This is a genomic window from Brevibacterium limosum (assembly GCF_011617705.1).
Classification (GTDB): Bacteria; Actinomycetota; Actinomycetes; order Actinomycetales; family Brevibacteriaceae; genus Brevibacterium; species Brevibacterium limosum.
The window spans coordinates 3532234-3553940 of the sequence record NZ_CP050154.1; the positions used below are offsets into that span (position 1 = coordinate 3532234).

Below are 21707 nucleotides of genomic sequence, written 5' to 3' on the forward strand. Positions count from 1 at the left end.
CATGAACAACCCCTTCGACGACGCAACAGGGACCTTCCGCGTGCTGGTCAATGACCTGCAGCAGCATTCGCTGTGGCCGTCGTTCGCCGATGTGCCAGCGGGTTGGGTCCTCGTGTTCGGACCGGCCAGCCGCGAAGACTGCCTCGAATTCGTCGAGGAGAACTGGACGGACATCACTCCGCGCCGGCTCGCCGAGATCGCCTCATAGTGATTCGCCTGGAGAACCTGAGGAAGAGCTATGGAGCCTTCCGTGCTCTCGACGGCATCAGCCTGGACATCGAGGAGGGACAGATCTTCGGTCTCCTCGGCCCCAATGGGGCCGGGAAGACGACGACCGTCAAGGTCCTGTCCACACTGATCCGCCCCGACTCCGGCACCGCCGTCGTCGCGGGACACTCGGTGACCGCCGATCCCACTGCCGTCCGTCGCAGCATCGGCCTCTCCGGCCAGTACGCGGCCGTCGATGAGAAGCTCACCGGGTACGAGAACCTCGTCATGGTCGCCCGCCTCTACGGGATGAGCCGCCGGGAAGCTGCGGCCCGTGCCCGCGAGCTGCTGGCCGAATTCGATCTCAGCGACGTCGCAGGCAAACGCGCAGGCGCCTATTCGGGAGGCATGCGGCGACGACTCGACCTGGCCTCGGCCCTGGTCGTGCGTCCGCCGGTGGTCATTCTCGACGAACCGACCACCGGGCTCGATCCGCGCGCACGGCTCGACACCTGGGAGGTCATCACCACCCTGGTCAGAGGCGGCACCACCGTGCTGCTGACGACCCAGTACCTGGAAGAGGCCGACCAGCTGGCCGATCGCATCGCCGTCATCGATTCCGGACAAGTCATCGCCGAGGGAACCTCCACGGAGCTCAAGGGCAAGCTCGGCGCCGAACGCGTCACACTGACACTGGCCCACCGCGGCTCCCTCGAAGGAACCCTGCGGATCCTCGACCGCATCATCGGCGGCTCCGCCCGCCCGCAGACGGACTCGTCGGGACTGCGCATCACCGCGTCCGCACCACTGGGACAGAGGAATCTGCTGCAGGTCCTCGCCGCCTTGGACGCGGAGGGGCATTCCGTCACCGAGGCGGCCCTGTGCCGTCCCACGCTCGACGACGTGTTCCTCGACCTCACCGGACAACCCGCCTCGGCGAGGCCCTCACGGACCCCGGCAGACACCGCCGAGGTGGGAGTATGACCGCACTCGTCTCCGCCGCTCGCGACAGCTCCGTCATCGCCTGGCGCAATCTGCTCACCGTCCGTCGCACTCCGGGCGCCCTGGTCACGGGAGTCGTCCAGCCGGTGATCTTCGTCTTCCTCCTCGCGTTCGTCTTCGGCGGCAGCCTCGGCGGCGGGCCGTACCGGGAGTTCCTCATCGGCGGGATCCTGGCTCAGACGCTGACCTTCAATTCCTCCTTCACCGCCGTCTACCTCGCCAAGGACCTCCAGCTCGGACTCATCGACCGTTTCCGTTCGCTGCCGATGTCACGGGTCGCCGTGATTCTGGGCAGAACATCCTCGGACCTGGTCACCAGCCTCATCTCCGTGGCGGTGACGATGATCTGCGGTCTGCTCATCGGGTGGCGCATCACCGAGGGATTCGGCTCTGCGCTGCTGGGCATCACGCTCCTGCTGCTCTTCAGCTTCGCCATGTCGTGGATCGGTGCGGTCATCGCACTGACGGCCAGGAGCGTCGAGGTGGCACAGAGCCTCGGCCTCATCTGGCTCTTCCCCGTCACCTTCATCTCCGGAGCCTTCGTCTCGATCGACACCCTTCCGGGCCCGCTGCAGGCGATCGCCGCGTGGAATCCCATCACCGCGGTCGCCACGAGTGTCCGAGAGCTGTTCGGCAACGCACCGCCGGCCGGGTTCGTCACCAGCACGGGCTGGGCGGCCGACAACGCCGTCATCTATGCGATCCTCAGCTGCGTTGCGGTCATCGCCATCTTCTCTCCCATCGCCGTCTCCCAGTACCGTCGGATCAGTCGGAGATGACGAGAGCCGCGATCGAATACCTCATCAGCGACATAGCAGCGATCGAACGGGTGCTCGCCGAACACCCATGGCTCGATTCGCTGCTGTCACCGGACGAAGCCGCTCGAGCGGACCGGTTTCGCAGACCCGCAGATCGGGCCGCGTTCCGAGGGGCGCATCTGATCTTTCGGCTCATGGCTGCTCGCCGCCTCGGCGTCGATCTCGAAGAGGCCGGCGAATTGGAGCTGACACGCCGCTGTCGCACGTGCGGCGGCCCCCATGGCAAGCCGACAGTCCCCGGGGCGGAACTCAGCCTGTCTCGGTCGAACGGGGCCGTGGCGATCGCCTCGGCGCCTGGGACCTCACCGATCGGAGTCGACATCGAACAGGTCCCGACCGATGTCTTCTCCGGCTTCGACGACTACGTCCTCGGCCCGACGGAGACTCTGACCGAGGGCGACGATGCCGTGCGTCGGCGCATCGACGTCTGGGTGTGCAAGGAAGCCGCGGTCAAGACCACCGGGCATGGGCTGTCCGTGCCGCCCAGTGGTTTTGAAGTCATGGACCTGCCGTCGGGAATCGGCCCGCACGGACCATGGACAGCCACGATCACGGCCCCCGGAAATTCCGAACTCGACGCACTCAACATCTCCCGGCTCACATGCCCTCGACCGTATGTCGCGGCGTTGTGCAGCGCCGATCGACTGCCCGTCGAGGCTGTCGGTCTGCAGGAGATGCTCGCCGGACGGTGAGGGTGCATGCAGCCCAGCGAGACAAGCCTCCTCAGGACGGAGCCCGATCGCCGAGGACTTTCCCCGGGTTGAGGTTCTGTCCGGGGTCGGTGGCGCGAAATACGGCGTCGACCATGAATGCGCCCGGCTCGCTGATGTCGTCGACGAGCCACGGCTGGTGTTCGGTGCCGACTCCGTGGTGGTGCGACAGGCCTCCACCGGAGTCGATGAACTCCTGCTGAATGCTGTCCTTGACGTCCTGATACTCCGCCAGCGCCGTGTCCTCATCCGTGTAGGGAATCGCGAAGGTGAAGTACAGGCAGGCGCCGCCGTGATAGCTGTGGGACAGATGGCAGAACATGAATCCCGGTCCGCCCTGCTCACTGCGGGTCTGGCGGAATCGCTCGTGCACCCGAGCATGGACGTTCTTGAGGTCTCCCCACGTCACTCCCGTTTCGCAGACATCGCCGAAGACCTTGTAGTTGAGCAGGAAGTCGCGCAGATACGGGGTGTCGAACTTCTTCTGATCGTAGACGTCGCCGGGTCCGGAGCCGAGGCTGATTCCGCCTCGGCGACCGATGAGTTCCTTCACCTCGGCCTTCTCACGTGCCACGCGCTCTTTCGACCCTTCGAAGCAGACGTATGACAGGCACATGCCTTCTGTCGTGTCCCACCCTTTGGACCGCAGGTAGGCGAACAGGGCATCCTGACCGCGAGCCGCGATCGTTGCCTTCACACCCCTCGGCTCAGAGACCATCGCGAGACTGAACCGAGTCTCGGGCCCGTCTGAGAGACGGGTGAACGCGGGCGTGACCTCGGAGCGGGCGATGTCGTGCATGGCCTCGACTCCACTCGCCCAATCGGGGAAGAGGTAGGCGATGACCTGCCGCACTTTAGGCAGCCGATGCACCTGCACCGTGCATTCCGAGATCACACCGAGTCGGCCTTCGCTGCCGAGGACCATCTCATGCACCGACGGGCCCGAATCGCGGCCCGGAATGGGCTTGCTCACCATGACGCCACGGGGGTGGACGAGGCGAAGACCACGCACGATGTCTTCGATGTCACCGTACTTGTCCGACTGCATTCCCGATGACCGGGTCGCCGCCCATCCGCCGAGGGTCGAATAGCTGAACGAGTCGGGGAAATGACCCATCGTCCATCCGCGAAGATTGAGCTGCTCCTCGAGGTCGGGTCCATATGCTCCGGCTTCGACTCGGGCGAGGCCCGAATACTCGTCGATGTCGATGACTCGACGCATCCTCCCGAGATTCAGCGAGACGATGGGACGCTCCTCATCCGGACTCGGGGTCACTGAGCCGGAGATGCATGAGCCGCCGCCGTAGGGTATGAGCACGAGATCGCGCTCGAGGACGAGAGCGAGGACAGCGGCGATCTCATCCTCGCTGCCGGGGTAGACGACGGCGTCGACGAGGCGGGTGATCGGCTCGTGGCGCACCCGGTAGAGGTCCGGCAGGGAGCGGCCGAACGAATGGGTCACGCGCAGTTCGTCGTCGACGCTGACATTGTCCGACTCGACCACGGCGCCGAGCTCGTTGAGCAGCGTCGATGACATTCGAGACTCAGGTATGGTCAGATCGCTGAGCACCGGCGTGGTCGGCCGCGGAGCATTCCAGAGGTCGAGGCCGACTTTGTCCTTGGCGATGGCAGCGAAGTCGGGTTTGGTCTCCCACCGGAAGTCGACTCCTTCGGCTCCCCAGCCCCACCAGCGGTGCCGTTTGACGTCCTGCATTCTCATGGGTTCGCTCATTTCTTCGTCCTTTCCGGCGATTCGACGTGTTCACTGCCGACACCGATGTCATCGGCTCCCGCGGCGAAGAGCTCCGCCACGAGTTGCCGCACCCGCGCGGTGAGTTCAGACAGCGATTCCTCGTCTCGGGCGGTGACCGGTTCACCGAAAGCCACATGCACAGGTGGCCTGCCCGCCGCCGGCCAGGCAGCGCCTTTGGGCATCGCTTCGAAACCGCCGACGACCGCTGCCGGCACGATGGGAACCGAGGCATCGACTGCCAGCTTGATCGATCCGGCCTTGAAATCAGCGATCGTGCCTGATCTCTGCCGACTTCCCTCGGGGAACAGCAGAACCGGCACACCCGAGCGCAGCAAGGCGCGGGGCAGATTCGCGCTGCCACGTGATCCTTCGCGATAGATCGGAAACGCGTTGAACAGCCAGCGGACGAAGAGCCGCTTGTGCCACACGGTGAAGAAGTAATCGTAGGCGACTCCGGTCGCAAGGAACCGCGACTGTCTGCGCGGCAGGCTCTGCGCGATCATCGGCGCATCGAGGTGCGAGGTGTGATTGGCAATCACGAGAAAGCCTCGGTCGAGCTCGCACACTCCTGGGGCGATACTCACCGTCGGAGTGATCGCCGAACGGACGAGGCCCCGGAAGAGGACACGTTGGAGGAGGAATCGCAGCGCGGAGCGCGTGCGCGACCGGTACTTCGGCGGCGCCGGCGGGGAGAGAGTGTGATCAGTCATCTCCACTGATTCGGAGCCGCTAGTGCATTCGGATGGGCATTCCCCCGAATTTCTTCGACCGGTCGGGCGTTGCCGCCCCTACTCCTCCTGCTGCCGTCGAGACGTCAGCACCGCGGACAGACGGTGGATTGCCGGGCGCGGCAGCAGTCGCAGCGTCGACGAGATCACCTTCCACCGCAGCTGCGGCACCGAGATCTTCTTCCCCCGTACGACGTCTCGAAGACATCCCTCCACCAGCTTGTCCGCATCCATCCACAGCAGGTCGGGAATCGACGTTCCGGCGATGCCGGCTCGGGAATGGAACTCTGTGCGCACCCACCCGGGCACCAGAGCGGTCACACTCACCCCGGTACCTGCGGTCTGCACCGACAACGCCTCGGAGTAGTTCTGCGTCCACGCTTTGATGGCGGTGTAGTTGTTCTGCGTCAGTCCCGCGCTGACAGAGCAGACATTGATGATCCACCCCCGCCCTCGATGCTTCATCGCTCTGGCGGCGGCACCGCCGATGATCAGCACGGCGCGCTGCATCACTTCGAAGCCGCGATCATGTTCGGTGACATCGGTGCTGAGCAGGCTCGAGCGGACCGAGAAGCCCGCATTGTTGACCACGATGTCGATCTCGGGGTCCGCACCGGGCTCTTCGATCCGGGCCGCCACGCGGGCCTGGGCATCCCGGTCGGCGAGGTCGGCGACGATCGTCGCGACGTCCACACCGAAATCGCCGCGAAGCTGCTCGGCAGACGACTCCAGGGTGCCGGGGTCTCGAGCGACGAGGACAAGACTGACACCACGTCTGGCGAAAGCGCGAGCGAAAGCCGCACCGATGCCCGCAGTGCCTCCGGTGATGAGGGCCACATTCATATTGCTACGATACAGGCATCCAAACACCGGTCCGCACCGAATCAAGTGTGTAAACCACGTCCGCGGTTCCACCGAATCGCATTCTCTACCCGATAGGTCTCCGCATGCACCCCAGCCGATACCTCTTGACCGGTGCCACAGGGTTCCTTGGTCAGGCGCTGCTCCAAGCGCTGCTCGAAAGCGACCCGCACGTCGCCGTCACCGCACTCGTTCGTCCCCGCGGAACCCAGTCGGGACATGATCGTCTGCAGCGGCTGCTCGGCAAGCCGGTCTTCGCGTCCTGGATCGATCGGGTCGGCGAAGAGACTGTGCGTGGGGCCTTCGATTCACAGGTCACGGCCCTCGAGGGAGATCTCGCTGATCTGCCGCCCTTGACCGATCGCTTCGACGTCGTCATCCACTCCGCATCGAGCGTGTCCTTCGACGCTGCTATCGATGAGGCGTTCGACACCAATGTCGGGGGCGTCGAACGGCTCTATGCCGCTCTGCGGGAATCGGATCAGAGCCCCCACGTCATCCATGTCTCGACAGCCTATGTCGGAGGCATCGCGAAGGGCCTCGTGCAGGAGTCCCGGCTGCCCCACACCGTCGATCATGGCGATGAGTTCCGGGCGGCCCGGCAGGCCAGGACCAGCGTCGAGTCCGAATCCAGACAGCCCGAGAATCTGAGTCGATTCATTCGCGCAGCCCGCGCTCGAAGCTCTCGGATGGGCCCGAAATCGGTGGCCGCCGGGGCGGAAGCCGCCAGGGAGAGCTATGTGCGGGATCGACTCGTCGAGTTCGGACGCACCCGTGCCCAGTCCCTCGGGTGGACAGACATCTACACCTTCACCAAGGCGCTTGCCGAGCGGATCGGCGAAGAGTGGGCAGCCGAGGGGCATCAGGTCTCATTCGTTCGCCCGTCCATCATCGAATCCGCGTTCCGTCGACCGAGCCCCGGGTGGATCGACGGCTTCAAGGTCGCTGACCCCCTCATCATGGCCTACGCCAAAGGAAGCCTCTCGGAGTTCCCCGGGCACGCCGATTCGGTGCTCGACATCATTCCCGTCGACTATGTCGTCAATGTCATCCTCGCCCTTGCCGAACAGGGTCCACTCGAGCGGCAGCCGGCAGAGCACGACAGCAGCTCCGGACAGCCGGAGCAAGGTCATTCGGACTACTACCAGGTCGTCTCGGGCACGAGCAATCCCCTGCCGTTCCACCAGATGGTCGGAACCGTCCGCGAGTACTTCCTCGCCCATCCCCTGCCTGACACAGAGGGGGTTCCCACGGTGGTGCCCGAATGGAGCTTCCCCAGCTCCGAACTCATCGAACAGCGCATCCGGCTGAAGGAACTGGTCACGGGCGTCGGCCGCGAAGTCGTCGAGCGGCTGCCCGCCTCGACGCGCACTCGCGCTCTGACCTCACGGCTGCACAGAACCGACGCCAAACTGAAGTCACTGCGTCAGTTCGCCGACCTGTACCAGCAGTACACGAAGACAGAGATGATCTTCGATGATGCGAACACGAGACGGCTGCTCGAGCGGCTGCCGGAGGACTGCCCGACCAACCGCAGGTTCGACGTGACCGAGATCGACTGGACGGAATACTTCCAGGACGTCCACATCCCGGCGATCACAGAACTCACCCGCAGCTATTCGCGCAGACGCCGACAGAGCGAGGCCACGCCCACTCCGCGTCCCCTGCCGCCCACTTCCGAGGCTCTGGCCGTCTTCGACCTCGACGGGACGGTGATCTCGGCGAACATCGTGCAGCAGTTCGCGGCGGTCGTGCGCGCCACGCAGCCGATCTACAAGTGGCCGGCGATGATGGGAACGATGGCCGGAGTCGTCCCCGGACTGCTGCGCGCCGAGTACCGCGACCGTTCGGACCTCATCCGCATGGTCAATCGCCGATATCAGGGCTTTCGCCTCGATGAGCTCCGAGCGGCCGTCACCGGCCGCCTCGGGCAGACGATCCGCGACTCCATCCGCCCCCAGGCTCGGCAGCTCATCGACGAGCACCGCGCGGCCGGTCACCGTACGGTCCTGCTCACGGGCGCTCTCGACGTCCTCGTCGAACCTCTGGCCGATCTCTTCGACGAGGTGGTCGCAACCCGAATGGACGTCACCGCTGACGGTGTTCTCTCGGGGTTCCTCGCGAGCCCTCCGCTGGTCGATGAGGCTCGGGCGAACTGGCTGCGCAAATATGCCGACACCGTGGGTGCCGATCTGGGACGTTCGACCGGCTACGGCGACTCTCTGGGCGATGCCGCGTGGCTCGAACTCGTCGGCAGCCCCGTTGCCGTCACTCCGGATCTCGGTCTCTACGGCCTGGCACTGAAGAAGCGATGGAAAGTGATGGAATGGTGACAAGCGACAGAACACTGCACGACCGCCGCGTCGAACATCCGCCCGGGCATGTCGGAGGACGACTGTTCTCCGATGCAGAGCTTCCCATCGTGCTGCGCACAGCATTCGATGTCGACGACTATCTTGCTCACGCTCGAGGGCGCATCGAATTCGACGCAGAGCGCATCGAGGTGCCCGGGGACGTGGCACGCGATCTCGGCTTCCTATGGCGACTGGAGAACTCGGCGCTGGCCGAGACCCGAGCGATGTTCGCCTCCTGGACGTCCAACGAAGCGCGAATCACAGCCTTCGTGACGGGATGGGGCTACGAGCGGTACTGGTTGGCGCGGGCACTGCGCGACATGCTCGAAACCACCCTCAGCCCTGAGGACCTTCGCGGGGGCAGGTCACGGAGACTGCGCGGAATGTGGGTCGAACGGGGCCTGCCGATCCTCGCACCTGTCGTCGGCGGACTGGTCAAGGAACCTCTCACCGCCGGGCACATGGCCAGGCTCGCGATCCAGGAGGCGGGCCTCCAGGCAGCTGAACGGGCAGTGCGGACACGACTCAGCGGTGAAGCCGCTCGCGTCCTGACCGAGATCATCGACCGGCGCGAGACGATCGTCCGCTTCTTCCGTTCGGAGGCGGTGGCTCGGATCCGACGATCACGGATCGAAGCCCTCACCGCTCGAGCTCATCTCATGCGGCCGTGGGCTCCCCTGCGGATCGTCGGGGTGCCCGAACCGGATGAGGCCAGCGCTCTGACAAGCATCTTCGCCTCTGCCTCCGACAGACGACGTCTGATCGACTCGGATGCCGAGATCGGACGGTTCCTGCCGGGGAACCCGCAGCCTTCGATGAACCAAGTGACGGCGGCACTGCGCTCGACGCGCAGAGCCCATGCTCAAGCAGGGAGAAACCATGGCATTTGACTTCGACAAGTACGCCGAGACGTCCGAGGCGGTGAACTGGACCGATCTGGATCTCGATGTGTTCGACGACATGCCCTTGGACAGAGACACTCTCCGGTCGGTGCGGTACATGTGCGACGTCGAATATCACACCACCTGTTTCGTCAGGGAGCTGCTCGTCACTCCTTCACACAGCGAGGACGCCACGGCAGCATTCATGACGATGTGGAACCGTGAGGAGTTCTGGCACGGAGAGGCATTGGCCGCCGTGCTCGAGAAACACGGGATCCACGTCGATTACGACGAGGTCAAAGCCAAGCGGATGAGCTTGGGGTGGAAACTCGCTCTCGGGCCTGCGAAGCAGTCGGTGCTGTCGAACATGGTGGGCACGGACTTCATTGCCGTGCATATGGCCTGGGGTGCGGCCAATGAACTCTCCGCCACAGCCGGATATCGCAGGATGGCGGCGATGCAGGACCACCCGGTGCTCTCTCCGCTGCTTGAGCGCATCGCCAAACAGGAGACTCGACATGTGGCCTTCTACACGACTCAGGCACGACAGAGACTCGAGGACAACCCCCGAGCTCAGAAGATCGTGCGCCTGGCCCTGGGAAAACTGTGGAAGCCGGTGGGCTCAGGGATGATGGACGATGCCGAAGTCGAACATGTGATGAGTCATCTCTTCCAGGATCACACGGACGAACTGGACAAGCTCGACAAGAGCGTCCAGAAGCTGCCGGGTCTGGACTCGCTGACCATCTTCCGCGATGCCTTCGCCCGCTTGGGAGTCGGCTGACTGCGGCCCGTTCTGCGAAGGATTTCTCACGTTTCTTCTCCATCCGCCCATCCGGATGCTCGCCCGCTGCGAATACTCAGTACACAGCGAGCAATGGAGACCACGTCACTGCTGTGGGATCATCCGCATCACTGTTTCTAAGGAGAAGAACAATGAAGACTCTGCTTCGCACACGCACCGCCACCATCCTCTCGGCCGGCGCCATCGGCCTGTTGGCCCTCAGCGGCTGCGGAATGGATTCCGGATCCGGCAGCGACGACTCCGGCTCGGAGTCCGGCAGCTCCGAATCCCAGCCGGCTGACTCGAGCGAGTCCGAGATGCCCGACGAGTCCGGCGACGCGTCCATGGCCGATGCCGACCTCGTCGGCAAGGGCTGCTCGGCCTACGCCGAGGCGAACCCGGACGGAGCCGGATCCGTCGAGGGCATGGGCCAGGACCCAGTGGCCACTGCCGCGTCGAACAATCCGATGCTGACGACCCTGACCAAGGCTGTCTCGGGCGAGCTCAATCCCGATGTCGACCTCGTCGACACCCTCAACGGCGACGAGTTCACGGTCATCGCCCCGGTCGACGACGCCTTCGCCGATGTGCCCAAGGACGACCTCGACGCCCTGGCCAAGGACTCGGACCAGCTGACGAAGGTGCTGACCTACCACGTCATCCCCGGTCAGCTCTCTCCCGATGAGATCGCCGGTGAGCACGAGACCGTCGAAGGTTCGAAGGTCAAGATCTCCGGTGAGGGCGAGGACATGAAGTTCGACGATGCGGGACTGGTCTGCGGCGGAGTCAAGACTGCCAACGCCACGGTCTACATGGTCGACGCCGTGATGATGCCCAAGGACTGACATCCCATACTCCTCGCAGCACCGGCCAGGGGCCGATATGTCGCGATCGGCCCTTGGCCACCCCCTTTCTCGCCCATCCGATGGATATTCTGCGAAACGACTCCCGAGGGGATGAGAACATTGGTCAATGAGCTCAGACGATCCCACGGCGATTCAAGACGGACCCCCGGGGTACCCGGCCCCATCCAGAAAGCCGGTCCCCACCTCGACCGACGACAGAACGGCCGATGCCGGACCGGTCGACCCCAGCGGTCAGCTGCTGGTGAGAATCGCAGAGGGCGACGCGGTCGCCTTCGAGCAGCTGTTCACGAACCAGTCGAGCATCCTCATGGCCGTCATCGTGCGGATCGTCAAGAACAGAACGCTGGCCGAGGAGGTCCTCCAGGACTGCTTCACCGAAGTCTGGACGCGCTGTGCGGGCTTCGACCCCGCCCGAGGAACGGGCAGGGCGTGGCTGGTCACCCTGTGCCGCAGACGAGCCATCGACTGTGTGCGCAGCGTTCAGTCCCAGCAGGACCGTGACCTCGCCGATGGGCTGCGCACCTCCGCCGAGGCCGCGGAAGGGGTCGAACAGACCGTGATCGACCGAGCGGAGTCGGACCGGACGGTCTCCGCCTTGAAGATCCTTCCCCAGGAGCAGAGCAGACCGATCGTCATGGCCTTCTATCAGGGTCTGACCCACACCCAGATCTCTGAGGACCTCAAGGTGCCGCTGGGTACCATCAAGTCACGGATCAGAGACGGAATGAAGAAGCTGCGAGACGAGTTGGAGGCGAGTCGATGAGCACCGATCGTGACTATCTGGCCGCCGGCCTGGCCTTGGGCGGGCTGACCGACGACGAACTCGCCGAGGCTCAGGTGCTGGCCGAGTCCGATGCAGACTTCCGTGCCGAGGTCGCCGCCTATGCCGACGTCATGGCCGACGCGGCCGAGTCCGATGAACCGGTCGAGGTCAGCGCGGCGACTCGCGATGCGATCCTAGCCATCCCCTCGACACATGCGCAGCAGAGTTCGGCGGACGGGCCGCAGAACCCGACGAATCATACGCAGGCCAAGCCGATCACAGCGACCCCGGTCGCACCCGCGTCTCCGACCTCGCTGGCCGACCACCGCGAATCCCGCGCACGCAGCGAGTCACGGGAGCACAGCACGCCCGGAGACCAGAGCGGGCACAGCGCTGGTCGTGAATGGACTGGTGGCCGCAGACCGGACCGCCGGGCCGATATCGGGCGTCGCTCATGGCTGCCCTATGCGGCAGCCGCGGCCGCGCTCATCGTCGCGGCCGGCTCCGGGGTGACTGTCTGGCAGCAATCGCAGCGTAAGAACCAGCTCGAGGAGGATCTCACCACCGCGCAGCAGCAGCTCGACTATTCCACACGGCTGATGCAAGCCGATGATCTGCACACGAGCACGGCCGAGCTTCCGGAGGGAGGAACGGTCACGGTTCGATCCTCGGAGTCCGAACAGCTCATCCGGCTCAGTCCCGACGATATCGGGAAGCCTCCGGCCGGGAAGTCGATGCAGATGTGGGTGATCGGCGATGACGGCCCCGAAAGCGCCGGACTGATGACCGGTGAGCCGGTGACGATCGCCGGCCACGAGTTCTCGGCCGACAGCGTCTTCGGCATCACCGTCGAGCCGGAGGGCGGGTCCGACCAGCCCACCACGGACCCGGTCGTGGCGATCTCCCTGTAAGGCCCGAGGTCGACTTCGACCTTTGCTGGGAGAGTCTTCCGTTCGCGGACTTCTCCTCGAGCCGCACCTGCCGGACCGAATACCGTGATAGCAAAGGGAGCCTTCCGCCTCACTTCTGGACTGGACTACATCGGCTCCCTCTAGGAAGGCGAAGGTCGAGTGCATCTCGATACACTGTTGGACCTGCTTGGGGTGTCGATCGTGGACTACTGGGACTGATGACTGTCCGAGTGCATACAGCGCGTATTCGCTCTCGCACCACGCCCACCACGAGTGCCGATGTCTTCATCGTGAGGACGTCGGCACTCGTGGTGGTTCGTCTCCCCTCGTCGAAGCGAGGCGTCCTATCCGTAGAGCCCCTGAACTCGGGCAGCCGAGCAGTGCAAGCTGGGCTCGCTGCGACCTATCCGTGCAGGCTGAGTTCGATGAGGTCGAAGGGCCGAGTGATGTTGTTCAGTTTCCGGCTGATCTGACCGATTTCGATGCGGCGCACGTTTCTGGCCAGAGCACCGAGGATGCCGTGGACTTCGAGCTTCGCCAAGCCCTGGCCCGCGCAGGCGTGCATCCCGTGCCCGAATGCCAGATGATCGACAGGATTGCGTGCTGGATCGAACACGTCCGGCTCATCATAGTGACGTGGGTCGTGGTTTCCTGCCCCGATGAGCAGAGCAGCCTGAGCACCGTCCGGGATCGTCACTCCCCCGATTTCGACGTCACCGACGACTCCGCGAGCGAGCATCGGAATCGGCGGCGAGATCCGCTGCACCTCGGCGAACGCGGACGGGATCAGGCTGGGATCTTCGCGGATCCGCTCGAATGCCTCGGGGTTCCGGCCGAGTTGGACGAGCGCGTTGCCCAGCGATGTGATGGTCGTATCCATGCCCGCAGCGATGTACTGGTGAATGATGAGCCCGCAGCTCTCGTGCGGGATGTCACCGCGATCGGCTGCGGCGAAGACGGCCCGACCGATGCTGCCCTCGGCGAGGTCCTCGGCTCGAATGTGGTTGTGCGTCCAGTCAAAGAGTTCGCCGGCGATGGGGAAGCTGTCGAGAGCGCGCTGATTGAGCGGACCCTGCATGTTGAACGCAGCCTCTCCCCATCCGAGCAGCTTGTCCCGGACGCTGCCTTGGACACCGATGAGGTCCATGACAATCGAGACCGGAAATGCTCGTGCCAGGTCGGTCGCGCCGTTGAACGGTCCGGCCCCGACGAACCCGGAGACCAGCGTCTCCGCCTTCTCATCGATGCCGGCTTTCATCCCCCGCACTGCACGTGGCGACAGATTCTCCGTCAGCGCCGTCCGCAGTTTCTGATGGTCTGGCGGATCGGTCGCCAACGAGGTTCCTCGGAGGATCTCGTTCATCTTCGGATTGAAAGCAACACGCGTCGAAGAGAAGTGTGCGGGGTCGGCGAGCGCATCCCTCACCCCTTCGTAGCGAGTGACCGCCCACACTCCTGTTCCGGCAAGGTGGACGACCGGCGCCAGTTCGCGCAAGCGGTCATGGGTGGGCTGGGTATCGGCGAGGATCTCATCGGAAAACAGGTCGAGATCTTCGACTGCCGCCTCGGCGGGATGGGTATCAACGGTCATGGGCTTGTCACTCCTTGTCAATGGATTCACGCGGGCCGGGTTTCGGCTCGCGGATCGGTTCGGTGGTCACGGCAGTGATCAGGCGCCCATCCGTGGGCTGCGCATCGGCGCCAGAGGCTTCGACCCGTTCTGCGTCAGGAATCATTTCTGCGTCTGAGTCAAGTTCGGTCTCAGGCATCGGCTCGGGTGTATGTCGCAGGAACACCAGGACGAGAAATGCAGCCGCCGCTGCGGCGATGGCACACACGAGGAACGACGTGGAGAACCCGTTCGACAGTCCCTCGAGCGCAATGGGCGCCGCCTCTCCTCCTGGGGTGCCGGGTGGAACAGAGTTGAGGGCGTAGGGCCCACCGGCGTGGAAGATCCCTTCGGCCTGCTCTTTCAATTCTGGTTCCATTCCTGTCGCAGCCAGGGAGGTGCCGATATGAGACGCAGCGAGGGAGACAGCGATTCCGCTGACAAGCGCGGGGGCCAGCGCGAAGCCGAGATCACGCAGCAGATTCGTCGTGGCCGATGCCATTCCCGCCAGCTTGCGCGGAACGGTGTTGATCGCGATGGCCGTGACGGGGCTGAGAGTGAAAGCGAAACCGACGCCGATGACGAATGCCGGAAGCAGATAGGGACCGACGGTGGTGGCATCGGTGCCGATGAGCGAGCCCAGGTACGCACCCAGCGCGAGGATGAATAGTCCCGCTGAGAGCAGGTACCTGTCGGGAACCCGGGTCATCAGGGCCGAAACCACCGGAATGAGCACGAAGGCCGGACCTTGGAGCATGACGAAGACGATGCCTATGTTGATCGGATCCTGGTGCTGGACTGCTCCCAGCAGCATCGAGAAGCAGTAGCAGGCGCCGAGGAAGGCGAACATGCCGACGACGGCAACGATCGAGGCGACGGAGAACGCAGGGTTGCGGAAGAGTTCGAGCCGCAGCAGCGGGTCGCTGACGCGGCGCTGGATGACGATGAAGACTCCCAGAGAAATGATCCCGACGAGCAGAGCGATCCAGACCGATGGCGTGGCCCAGCCGCTCTCCGGCCCCTGGATGAGAGCGAAGAGAATGAGCGTAAGGCCCAGAGCAAGAGAGATCTGCCCACCCCAGTCCACCGACCGAACCTGCAGCCGGGGGGATTCGGCTGCGGCCAGACGGCTGAAGGTCGCAATCGCGACTCCGAGGACGACGACCATTCCATAGGAGAGCTGCCACATTCCGGCGGAGGCGAGGCCCCCTGCCACCACCGGCGCAATCACTGCACCGACCGACAGGCACCCGGACCAGGCTGCGATCGCGGCCGCTCTCTTCTTCAGCGTCGGAGTCACGACCGCCAGCAGAGCGAGAGAGGCCGGGTACATCGCTCCGGCACCTAGGCCGTTGATCGCCGAACCGACCCACATGAGCTGGACGGTCGGCGCCAACGTACACAGCAGCGATCCCAGCGCCAGTGTGAGCGCACCGATCGAGATGAGGCGCCTGTGGCCGAATCGATCACCGAGGAGGCCGAAGGAGAGCTCGAAGACGACGACGGGAACCATGAACGCCGACGCGATCCAGATGATCTCCGAACCATTCGTGTGGAAGGTCGATTGGAAAGTGCCGCTGAGTGCACCCGGCAGCGCATTGGCCAACTGTGCGACCAGCACTGTCAGCCAGGTGACTGTCAGCGTGATCCTGATCTTTGCAGGACTGAGCGAAGGAGCGGGTGGGGAATGGTGAAGTGATGACGTCATTGCCGATCCATTCATCGAAGTGAAATGCGCTGCCCTCGTCGGCTGGTCCTCCGTTGGAGCAGCTCGACCGTGTGCGCATTTATTATGTCAATATAATGACAGCATGATTCATATCACGCAAGAGATCACCGCAAATGTGTTCACAAGGGGATCCCGCGCATCGCCCGACGCCTCGGTCAGCCCTCTCTCCCCGGCGCGCAGCTGAGCAGAAGCTCGCGGAACCATTCCTTGAAGCCGTTGTCTGCCAGCCATGGGCTCCACACCATGTCGACGCCGGGGTGACCCGTGTCGAACGGCAACGGCGCCCACGAAAGCTCGTGGTCACGGGCGATGGACCGGATCGCCTGCTCACGGTGGATCGCCACGAACGGCCCGTCCGCGACCAGCATGGCAAGCACAAGCGAGTCACCGACCGTAGCCCTCACATCGACGTGGATGCCATGCGCTCGAAGCACATCGTAGGCAAATGACACGCGACCATTGTCGAAGACGACGTGCGGTCGGGCACCGATGACCTCCAGGACGTTCTCGCTCGTCACCACACCGTGGGCGGCGATGACCACCCAACCGTCGTCGTAGAGCGGTTCCCGTGGATACTGCGCTTCAGTGGCCCTCGGCAGGAGAGCGACATCGACGCCCTCCGCGGTGTACATCTCCTCGGTGCTCTCCCACGAGACACGCATACGCACCCGCATAGATGGGGCCTGTTCACGCACGGCGCGCAGCAGCCGAGCGCCCATCACGGCGATCGAGCTAGAGGTCAGAGCAATGGTGATGGTGCGCTCGTCGGTGGTCGGGTCGAACTCTCCTCCCCTGATGAGAGCCTCGGTGCGCAGCAGGATCTCGCGCAGCGGCTCTCGCATGGCCAGAGCCCGGGGAGTGAGTTCGGACCCGCCGCGCCGTCGCACCAGAATCTCATCGTCGAGCAGACGCCTGATTCGTCGCAGCGAATGGCTCATAGCCGGCTGCGTAACGCCGACCCGATTCGCGGCGTTCGTTACGGATTCTTGCTCAATGAGCGCATCGAGCGAGACGAGGAGATTGAGGTCGAGGGACAATAATGCGTTTCTCTCTGGACCATTTTCGATGCTCATGACCTCATGATATTCGCCTGACTAATGCGTATCATGACCGCACTTAATTGGCATTTATACCAGGGCTCTTCGACACTGAGAATTCAGCGCCGAGGCTGATGACGCCTCGGCATCCGTTTCGACCGAGGAGGTCTTATGCACATCGAACTCGACACCCCGCGGTGCGAAGGTCACGGGCTGTGCGAAGAAGCAGCGCCCGAACTCATGCATCTCGACGACGAAGGGGACCTAGTCATCGACGTGCCCGATGTCGACGAGAACAGCGACCGAGCCGAGCGCGCCCGCGCAGCGGTGCGCGTCTGCCCCGTCGCCGCCCTGCGTCTCAACTGACAGAGACAGACCCAGCCCCCTGAGGAGGCCCGATGCCCCACTATGACTCCGTCGTCATCGTCGGCTATGGAATCGCCGGCATGACGGCCGCCGACACCTTGCGCGCGGAAGGCTTCGCCGGTCGCATCACCATCATCGGCGCAGAGCAGAGCGAACCGTATTCGCGTCCGGCGCTGTCCAAGGCGATGATGTCCGCCGAAGCCGAGCTTGCGCCCCAGTTCCTGCCGCCGTCCGCTCATGGCGTAGACGTCCTCCTCGGCCGCCGCGCGGTCGGACTCGACCGGCAGCGCCGCCAGGTCACTCTCGACGACCGCACACGCCTCAGCTACGACGGACTCGTCATCGCCACCGGCTCCACGGCTCGGCGGTTCACCGACGACCCCCGCGAATTCGTCGTCCGCGGAGCCGACGACGCAGCCGCCGTCCGATTACGCCTTGCACGCCGGCCGCGAGCCGTCGTCCTCGGCGGGGGCCCGCTGGGCATGGAAGTCGCCTCAGGTGCGCGCGAGCTCGGCTGTCCGGTCACCCTTGTCCAGCGCGGGCAGCCGATGGCTCGCCACCTCGGCCCATATCTCGCCGAACTCTGCCGTCGAGCCGCAGAAGAACGCGGTGTCACCTTCATCAATGACACCGTCACCGAGGTGGTCGCCCCTGACGATCCGAACGCGACCCTGACCGTGCGCCTCGCTCAGGTGCCGCCGATCTCTGCCGACATCGTCATCAGCGCCATCGGCGACCGCCCCTCCGATGGCTGGCTAGCCGAGTCCGGCCTGCTCACCGACGACCGACTGCTCGTCGACGACTGCGGTCGCGTCTGCCCGGCAGATACTCCCCCACCCGGCCGGCAGGGCATCGAGAACATCGTCGCGGCAGGCGACATCGCCTGGCACCCCGTCGAAGACGGGCATCGCCGCAGTCCGCTGTGGACGGCTGCGATCGAGGGGGCCAAGACCGCCGCCACGGCACTGCTGACCGGCAGGACCTCAACTCCCCGGCCCTACTCCCCTTATTTCTGGACCGAGCAGTTCGGCCTGAATATCCGAGTCTCAGGCACCTTCCCTCTCGACGGCGAACCCGAGGTCATCGCGCACGGGCAGACCCGCGACCCGGAAGCCCTGCTGCTGCGGTGGAGCACAGACGGCACGGGATCGGCGGCGGCCGTCAACTACCGGATCCCGATCCCTCGACTGCGCGAGGTCGCCCAGGGTAACGATCCAGCGGCCTGAAGCCCCCGAACCCAGTATCCTGCGGCTCGCGCCTCCGAACGAAGAGGCAGCGATATGGCAGGATGGAGAACTGTCTAGCGCCGCATTGTCACGGAGGGGAGGCATGATCGCTCATGCCCGTTCGGGAACTCGACTCATCGTCTGGGGTGCCGTTCTATCGTCAGATCAAGGACATCCTCCGCCACGAGATCTCCAACGGGGAAGTCGACAGCCAGACGCCCATCACCGAGGCGCTGCTGCTGGAGCGCTTCGATGTCAGCCGAGCACCGATCCGCCAAGCGCTCAAAGAGCTCGCCGATGAGGGTTTCGTCTACCGCCGCCAGGGCAAAGGCACGTTCCCGGTGCCCGGCGCTCACGTCCATCGGCCCGCCGACATCCGCCCCGGCGGCTTCCAGGACTACCTCCTCGAACGCGGGATGCACCCGACTTCGGTGGTCAACAGCCTCGGCCGCGTTCGCCCGCCCGAGAACGTCCGATCCCTGCTCGAGACGGCCGACACTGTCGAACTGCTCCACTTCCGCCGGATCATCTCCGTCGAAGGCGAACCGCTGGCCGCCAACGAGGTCTACGTCGTCGCCCCCGACGACTTCGAGACGACCGTGGAAGAGCTCATCTCCGCGGGCTCCGTCTTCTCACTGCTCGAGGATCGCTACGGCCTGAGCGTTGCGCGTGCCGCGAACGAGGCGTGGGCGACGGCGGCCGAAGACGAACTCGCCGCCGCACTCGGCATCGAGGTCGGCACACCGGTCCTCTCGATCGACTCGGTCTTCTACGCCCGGGACGGTCGCCCACTCGGCTGGCGTTCGGCCATGCACCGTCCCGACGAGTTCAAATTCCACTTCGTCACGGGACGCTGAACACCTTAACCGACCCTGTCGATCAGCCACTGAAGCACCTGCATTCCCAACTTTGACTTTAGTATGACAATATGTAAAGCTAAATCTGCGAGGCAGGTCACACCTCCTCGCCTAGGACGCTGCGGATGGCCGCTCTGCCATCTTCCTGGTGCCTCGACTCTTCGACTGACATGAACCTCGAGGTCCGCCTCAGGCACCTCCCACAACGACACACCGGCGTGTAATGTCAGCACGGCATTCCGCCGAGAAAGTGCAGAAGCCAATGAGTAACGACGCTCAGGACAGCGCCGCCACGGTCACCACGGTCCTGGGGCCGATTCCCGCAGCAGAGCTCGGCGTCACCGCCATCAGCGAAGCCCTGATCTCCGCCCTGCCCGGAGCAGAATACGCACCGGACATCAGCATGGACCGCAGTGAGATCTTCGCCGAGGCGGCCGCCGCGCTCACCGCCTTCCGCCAGGCAGGCGGATCGACCGTCGTCGATACGACCGGCATGTTCCACGGTCGCGATGTGAAGCTCAGCGAGGCCCTGTCCCGGGACACCGGGGTCCACATCGTCGCCTCGACGGGAATGGGTCCCGAAGAGCTGCTGGGCGGCTACTTCCTCACCCCGCAGACGAACCCACCCACCCCATGGCCGGCCGAGAAGTTCGCCGACCTGTTCGCCAAGGAGATCACGGAGGGCATGGTGGTGCCGCGAGTCGAACGCCGCGGCCCAGCCGGACTCGTCGTCACCGCCGCAGCCCGCTCAGGCATGACCCCGACGGAGGAGAGCCTCTTCCGCGGATCCGCCCGCACCGCACTGAGCACCGGCGTGCCCGTCATCGCTCGCTTCGGCGCCGACCCCGTCGCCGATCTCGGCCACCTCCTCGACGAAGGACTGCCCGCCGAGCGTGCAGTGATCGCCGGACTCGACTGCACCGACGTCGACCCGGCCGCCGTCGCCTCAGTCCTCGACCAGGGAGCCATCATCCTCTTCGACCACGTCGGCACCGAGACCGATGGCTGGCTGAGCGACGATGCCCGCGCCGATCTGATCTCCGAACACATCGCGAACGGTCGGGGGAAGCAGATCCTGCTGTCCTCCTCGGCGACGGGAGCGGCCCGAGGAACCGAGGCCAACCCCATCGGCTTCGGCTACGTGCTCACAGATTTCCTGCCCAGGCTGTTCGAGCGGGGTGTGGCCGAGGACGCCGCCCGCGGCCTTGTCACCTCCAATCCGCACACGCTGCTGGCCCGGCACTGACCGCCCGCACATCCACGACTGACAGGTGAGAGACATGTCAAAGATCAACACAGTACTGGGTCCGGTCGCCCCCGCAGAGCTCGGCGCGGTCGCCATCCACGAACACATCGGCTACGGCATGCCCGGTTCGGAGCTCGACACCACCTGGTGGAAGTCTCCGGAGGAACGCTACGGCGAGACGATTCCGAAGCTGCGCGCCTTCCACGACTACGGCGGCGGCACGTTCGTCGACGCCACCGGCATCTGCAACGGCCGCGACGTCGACTACTACCAGTCGCTGTCGGAGAAGACCGGCGTGCACATCGTCGCCGCCACCGGCTTCGTCGGAGGGGACACCGCCCTGCCGCACTTCTCCCGGGCCTCGGTCGAGTACCTCGCTGAGGTGTTCGTCCACGAGATCACCGAGGAGATCGGCAATACCGGCGCGAAGGCCGGAGTCATCAAGGTCGGCGTCTCCCGCGGGGGTCGGATGACCGAACTCGATAAGACGATCTACCGTGCCGGCGCTCGGGCGGGTGCGGCCACTGGGGTGGGGATACTCACCCACCTGGCCATCGATCCGGAGCCGGCGCTGGCGATCTTCGCCGAGGAGGGCATGCCCTTGGACAAGGTGCTCTTCGGTCATGCCGACGACGGAGTGAACGCACCTCTGACGCCCGATACCCGCATCCTCGGTGCCGGGGCACGACTGGGCTTCGACACCTTCGGCTATGAGACCGAGCTGCCGGACCCGCCGTTCTGGGCCCGGCCGCGCCAGGAGCGTCTCGACCATTTCCTCCGCCTGTCCGAGGAAGGCTGGTTCGACTGCCTGCTCGTGTCCGCGGATGCGAACTGCTCCCCGCTCGGTTGGCCCGGCGTCAAGGGTCACACCGTCAACTACATCTTCGAGCAGCTGCTGCCCGACCTGAAGAAGGCAGGAGTCGACGACGACGCACTCCACCGCCTGCTGGTCGACAACCCGGCCGCATTCCTCACCATCGCGAATTGACTAGGACATCA

At 64.8% G+C, this 21707-nt stretch carries 21 protein-coding genes; 15 read left to right on the top strand and 6 right to left on the bottom strand.

Translation table 11 applies throughout. The features are described from left to right. Nucleotide 1: 1 nt before the first annotated feature. Genes GUY37_RS15935 through GUY37_RS15950 form a run of 4 tightly spaced genes read left to right on the top strand, consistent with a single transcriptional unit; the run spans nt 2 to nt 2719 of the window. Nucleotides 2-208: an MbtH family protein gene (locus GUY37_RS15935; protein WP_166827580.1), complete on the top strand. Its 207-nt coding sequence runs from the start codon at nt 2-4 to the stop codon at nt 206-208. Then, the gene (locus GUY37_RS15940) at nt 208-1191 is read left to right on the top strand and encodes an ATP-binding cassette domain-containing protein (protein WP_166827582.1); all 984 of its coding nucleotides are present in this window, start codon (nt 208-210) and stop codon (nt 1189-1191) included. The genes GUY37_RS15935 and GUY37_RS15940 overlap by 1 nt, the downstream gene beginning before the upstream one ends. Beyond that, complete coding sequence (locus GUY37_RS15945) at nt 1188-1988, top strand: ABC transporter permease (RefSeq protein ID WP_166827584.1); 801 nt, start codon at nt 1188-1190, stop codon at nt 1986-1988. Before GUY37_RS15940 ends, GUY37_RS15945 begins: the two co-directional genes overlap by 4 nt. Then, nucleotides 1985-2719: a 4'-phosphopantetheinyl transferase family protein gene (locus GUY37_RS15950; RefSeq protein ID WP_166827586.1), complete on the top strand. Its 735-nt coding sequence runs from the start codon at nt 1985-1987 to the stop codon at nt 2717-2719. The genes GUY37_RS15945 and GUY37_RS15950 overlap by 4 nt, the downstream gene beginning before the upstream one ends. 31 nt (nt 2720-2750) lie before the next feature. On the opposite strand, the gene GUY37_RS15955 is transcribed toward GUY37_RS15950, so the two are convergent. The 3 genes from GUY37_RS15955 to GUY37_RS15965 all read right to left on the bottom strand — a co-directional run bounded on the left by GUY37_RS15955 (nt 2751) and on the right by GUY37_RS15965 (nt 6061). Beyond that, on the bottom strand, nt 2751-4469 hold the full coding sequence (locus tag GUY37_RS15955; protein ID WP_166827588.1) for an FAD-binding oxidoreductase: 1719 nt from the start codon (nt 4467-4469) through the stop codon (nt 2751-2753). After that, on the bottom strand, nt 4466-5200 hold the full coding sequence (locus GUY37_RS15960; RefSeq protein WP_166827591.1) for a lysophospholipid acyltransferase family protein: 735 nt from the start codon (nt 5198-5200) through the stop codon (nt 4466-4468). The genes GUY37_RS15955 and GUY37_RS15960 overlap by 4 nt, the downstream gene beginning before the upstream one ends. 78 nt (nt 5201-5278) lie before the next feature. Then, nucleotides 5279-6061, bottom strand: coding sequence for an SDR family NAD(P)-dependent oxidoreductase (locus GUY37_RS15965; protein ID WP_166827594.1), 783 nt, complete (start codon nt 6059-6061; stop codon nt 5279-5281). 104 nt (nt 6062-6165) lie between these two features. Here GUY37_RS15965 and GUY37_RS15970 point away from each other — a divergent pair, with 104 nt between their 5' ends. The 6 genes from GUY37_RS15970 (at nt 6166) to GUY37_RS15995 (ending at nt 12638) form a co-directional block, all read left to right on the top strand. Next, complete coding sequence (locus GUY37_RS15970) at nt 6166-8412, top strand: HAD-IB family hydrolase (protein WP_166827597.1); 2247 nt, start codon at nt 6166-6168, stop codon at nt 8410-8412. Beyond that, the gene (locus GUY37_RS15975) at nt 8406-9323 is read left to right on the top strand and encodes a hypothetical protein (RefSeq protein ID WP_166827600.1); all 918 of its coding nucleotides are present in this window, start codon (nt 8406-8408) and stop codon (nt 9321-9323) included. The genes GUY37_RS15970 and GUY37_RS15975 overlap by 7 nt, the downstream gene beginning before the upstream one ends. Further along, complete coding sequence (locus GUY37_RS15980; protein ID WP_166827603.1) at nt 9313-10098, top strand: ferritin family protein; 786 nt, start codon at nt 9313-9315, stop codon at nt 10096-10098. Before GUY37_RS15975 ends, GUY37_RS15980 begins: the two co-directional genes overlap by 11 nt. 152 nt (nt 10099-10250) lie before the next feature. Further along, nucleotides 10251-10943 carry a fasciclin domain-containing protein gene (locus GUY37_RS15985; RefSeq protein WP_228278219.1) on the top strand — a complete coding sequence of 231 codons (693 nt, stop codon included), beginning with the start codon at nt 10251-10253 and terminating at the stop codon, nt 10941-10943. A 127-nt stretch (nt 10944-11070) separates the two neighbouring features. After that, nucleotides 11071-11727 (top strand): sigma-70 family RNA polymerase sigma factor, encoded by a 657-nt coding sequence (locus GUY37_RS15990; protein WP_166827605.1) that lies wholly within the window; start codon nt 11071-11073, stop codon nt 11725-11727. Next, nucleotides 11724-12638 carry an anti-sigma factor gene (locus GUY37_RS15995; RefSeq protein ID WP_166827608.1) on the top strand — a complete coding sequence of 305 codons (915 nt, stop codon included), beginning with the start codon at nt 11724-11726 and terminating at the stop codon, nt 12636-12638. Before GUY37_RS15990 ends, GUY37_RS15995 begins: the two co-directional genes overlap by 4 nt. Nucleotides 12639-13041: 403 nt before the next feature. On the opposite strand, the gene GUY37_RS16000 is transcribed toward GUY37_RS15995, so the two are convergent. The 3 genes from GUY37_RS16000 to GUY37_RS16010 form a co-directional block, all read right to left on the bottom strand. Next, nucleotides 13042-14229, bottom strand: a complete 1188-nt coding sequence (locus tag GUY37_RS16000; protein ID WP_166827611.1) for a cytochrome P450 — start codon at nt 14227-14229, stop codon at nt 13042-13044. Nucleotides 14230-14236: 7 nt separating this feature from the next. Then, nucleotides 14237-15955: an MFS transporter gene (locus GUY37_RS16005; protein ID WP_166827614.1), complete on the bottom strand. Its 1719-nt coding sequence runs from the start codon at nt 15953-15955 to the stop codon at nt 14237-14239. Between the two features lie 176 nt (nt 15956-16131). After that, nucleotides 16132-17049, bottom strand: a complete 918-nt coding sequence (locus GUY37_RS16010) for a LysR family transcriptional regulator (RefSeq protein ID WP_166827617.1) — start codon at nt 17047-17049, stop codon at nt 16132-16134. Between the two features lie 135 nt (nt 17050-17184). Here GUY37_RS16010 and GUY37_RS16015 point away from each other — a divergent pair, with 135 nt between their 5' ends. The 5 genes from GUY37_RS16015 to GUY37_RS16035 all read left to right on the top strand — a co-directional run bounded on the left by GUY37_RS16015 (nt 17185) and on the right by GUY37_RS16035 (nt 21696). Further along, nucleotides 17185-17379 (top strand): ferredoxin, encoded by a 195-nt coding sequence (locus GUY37_RS16015; RefSeq protein WP_166827620.1) that lies wholly within the window; start codon nt 17185-17187, stop codon nt 17377-17379. Nucleotides 17380-17411: 32 nt separating this feature from the next. Further along, on the top strand, nt 17412-18605 hold the full coding sequence (locus GUY37_RS16020) for an NAD(P)/FAD-dependent oxidoreductase (protein WP_166827623.1): 1194 nt from the start codon (nt 17412-17414) through the stop codon (nt 18603-18605). 113 nt (nt 18606-18718) lie between these two features. After that, a complete protein-coding gene (locus GUY37_RS16025) occupies nt 18719-19462 on the top strand; it encodes a GntR family transcriptional regulator (RefSeq protein WP_166827626.1) in 744 nt (247 codons plus the stop codon). 262 nt (nt 19463-19724) lie between these two features. Beyond that, the gene (locus tag GUY37_RS16030) at nt 19725-20708 is read left to right on the top strand and encodes a phosphotriesterase family protein (protein WP_166827629.1); all 984 of its coding nucleotides are present in this window, start codon (nt 19725-19727) and stop codon (nt 20706-20708) included. A gap of 34 nt (nt 20709-20742) precedes the next feature. Continuing rightward, nucleotides 20743-21696, top strand: coding sequence for a phosphotriesterase family protein (locus GUY37_RS16035; protein ID WP_166827632.1), 954 nt, complete (start codon nt 20743-20745; stop codon nt 21694-21696). Nucleotides 21697-21707: the final 11 nt, after the last annotated feature.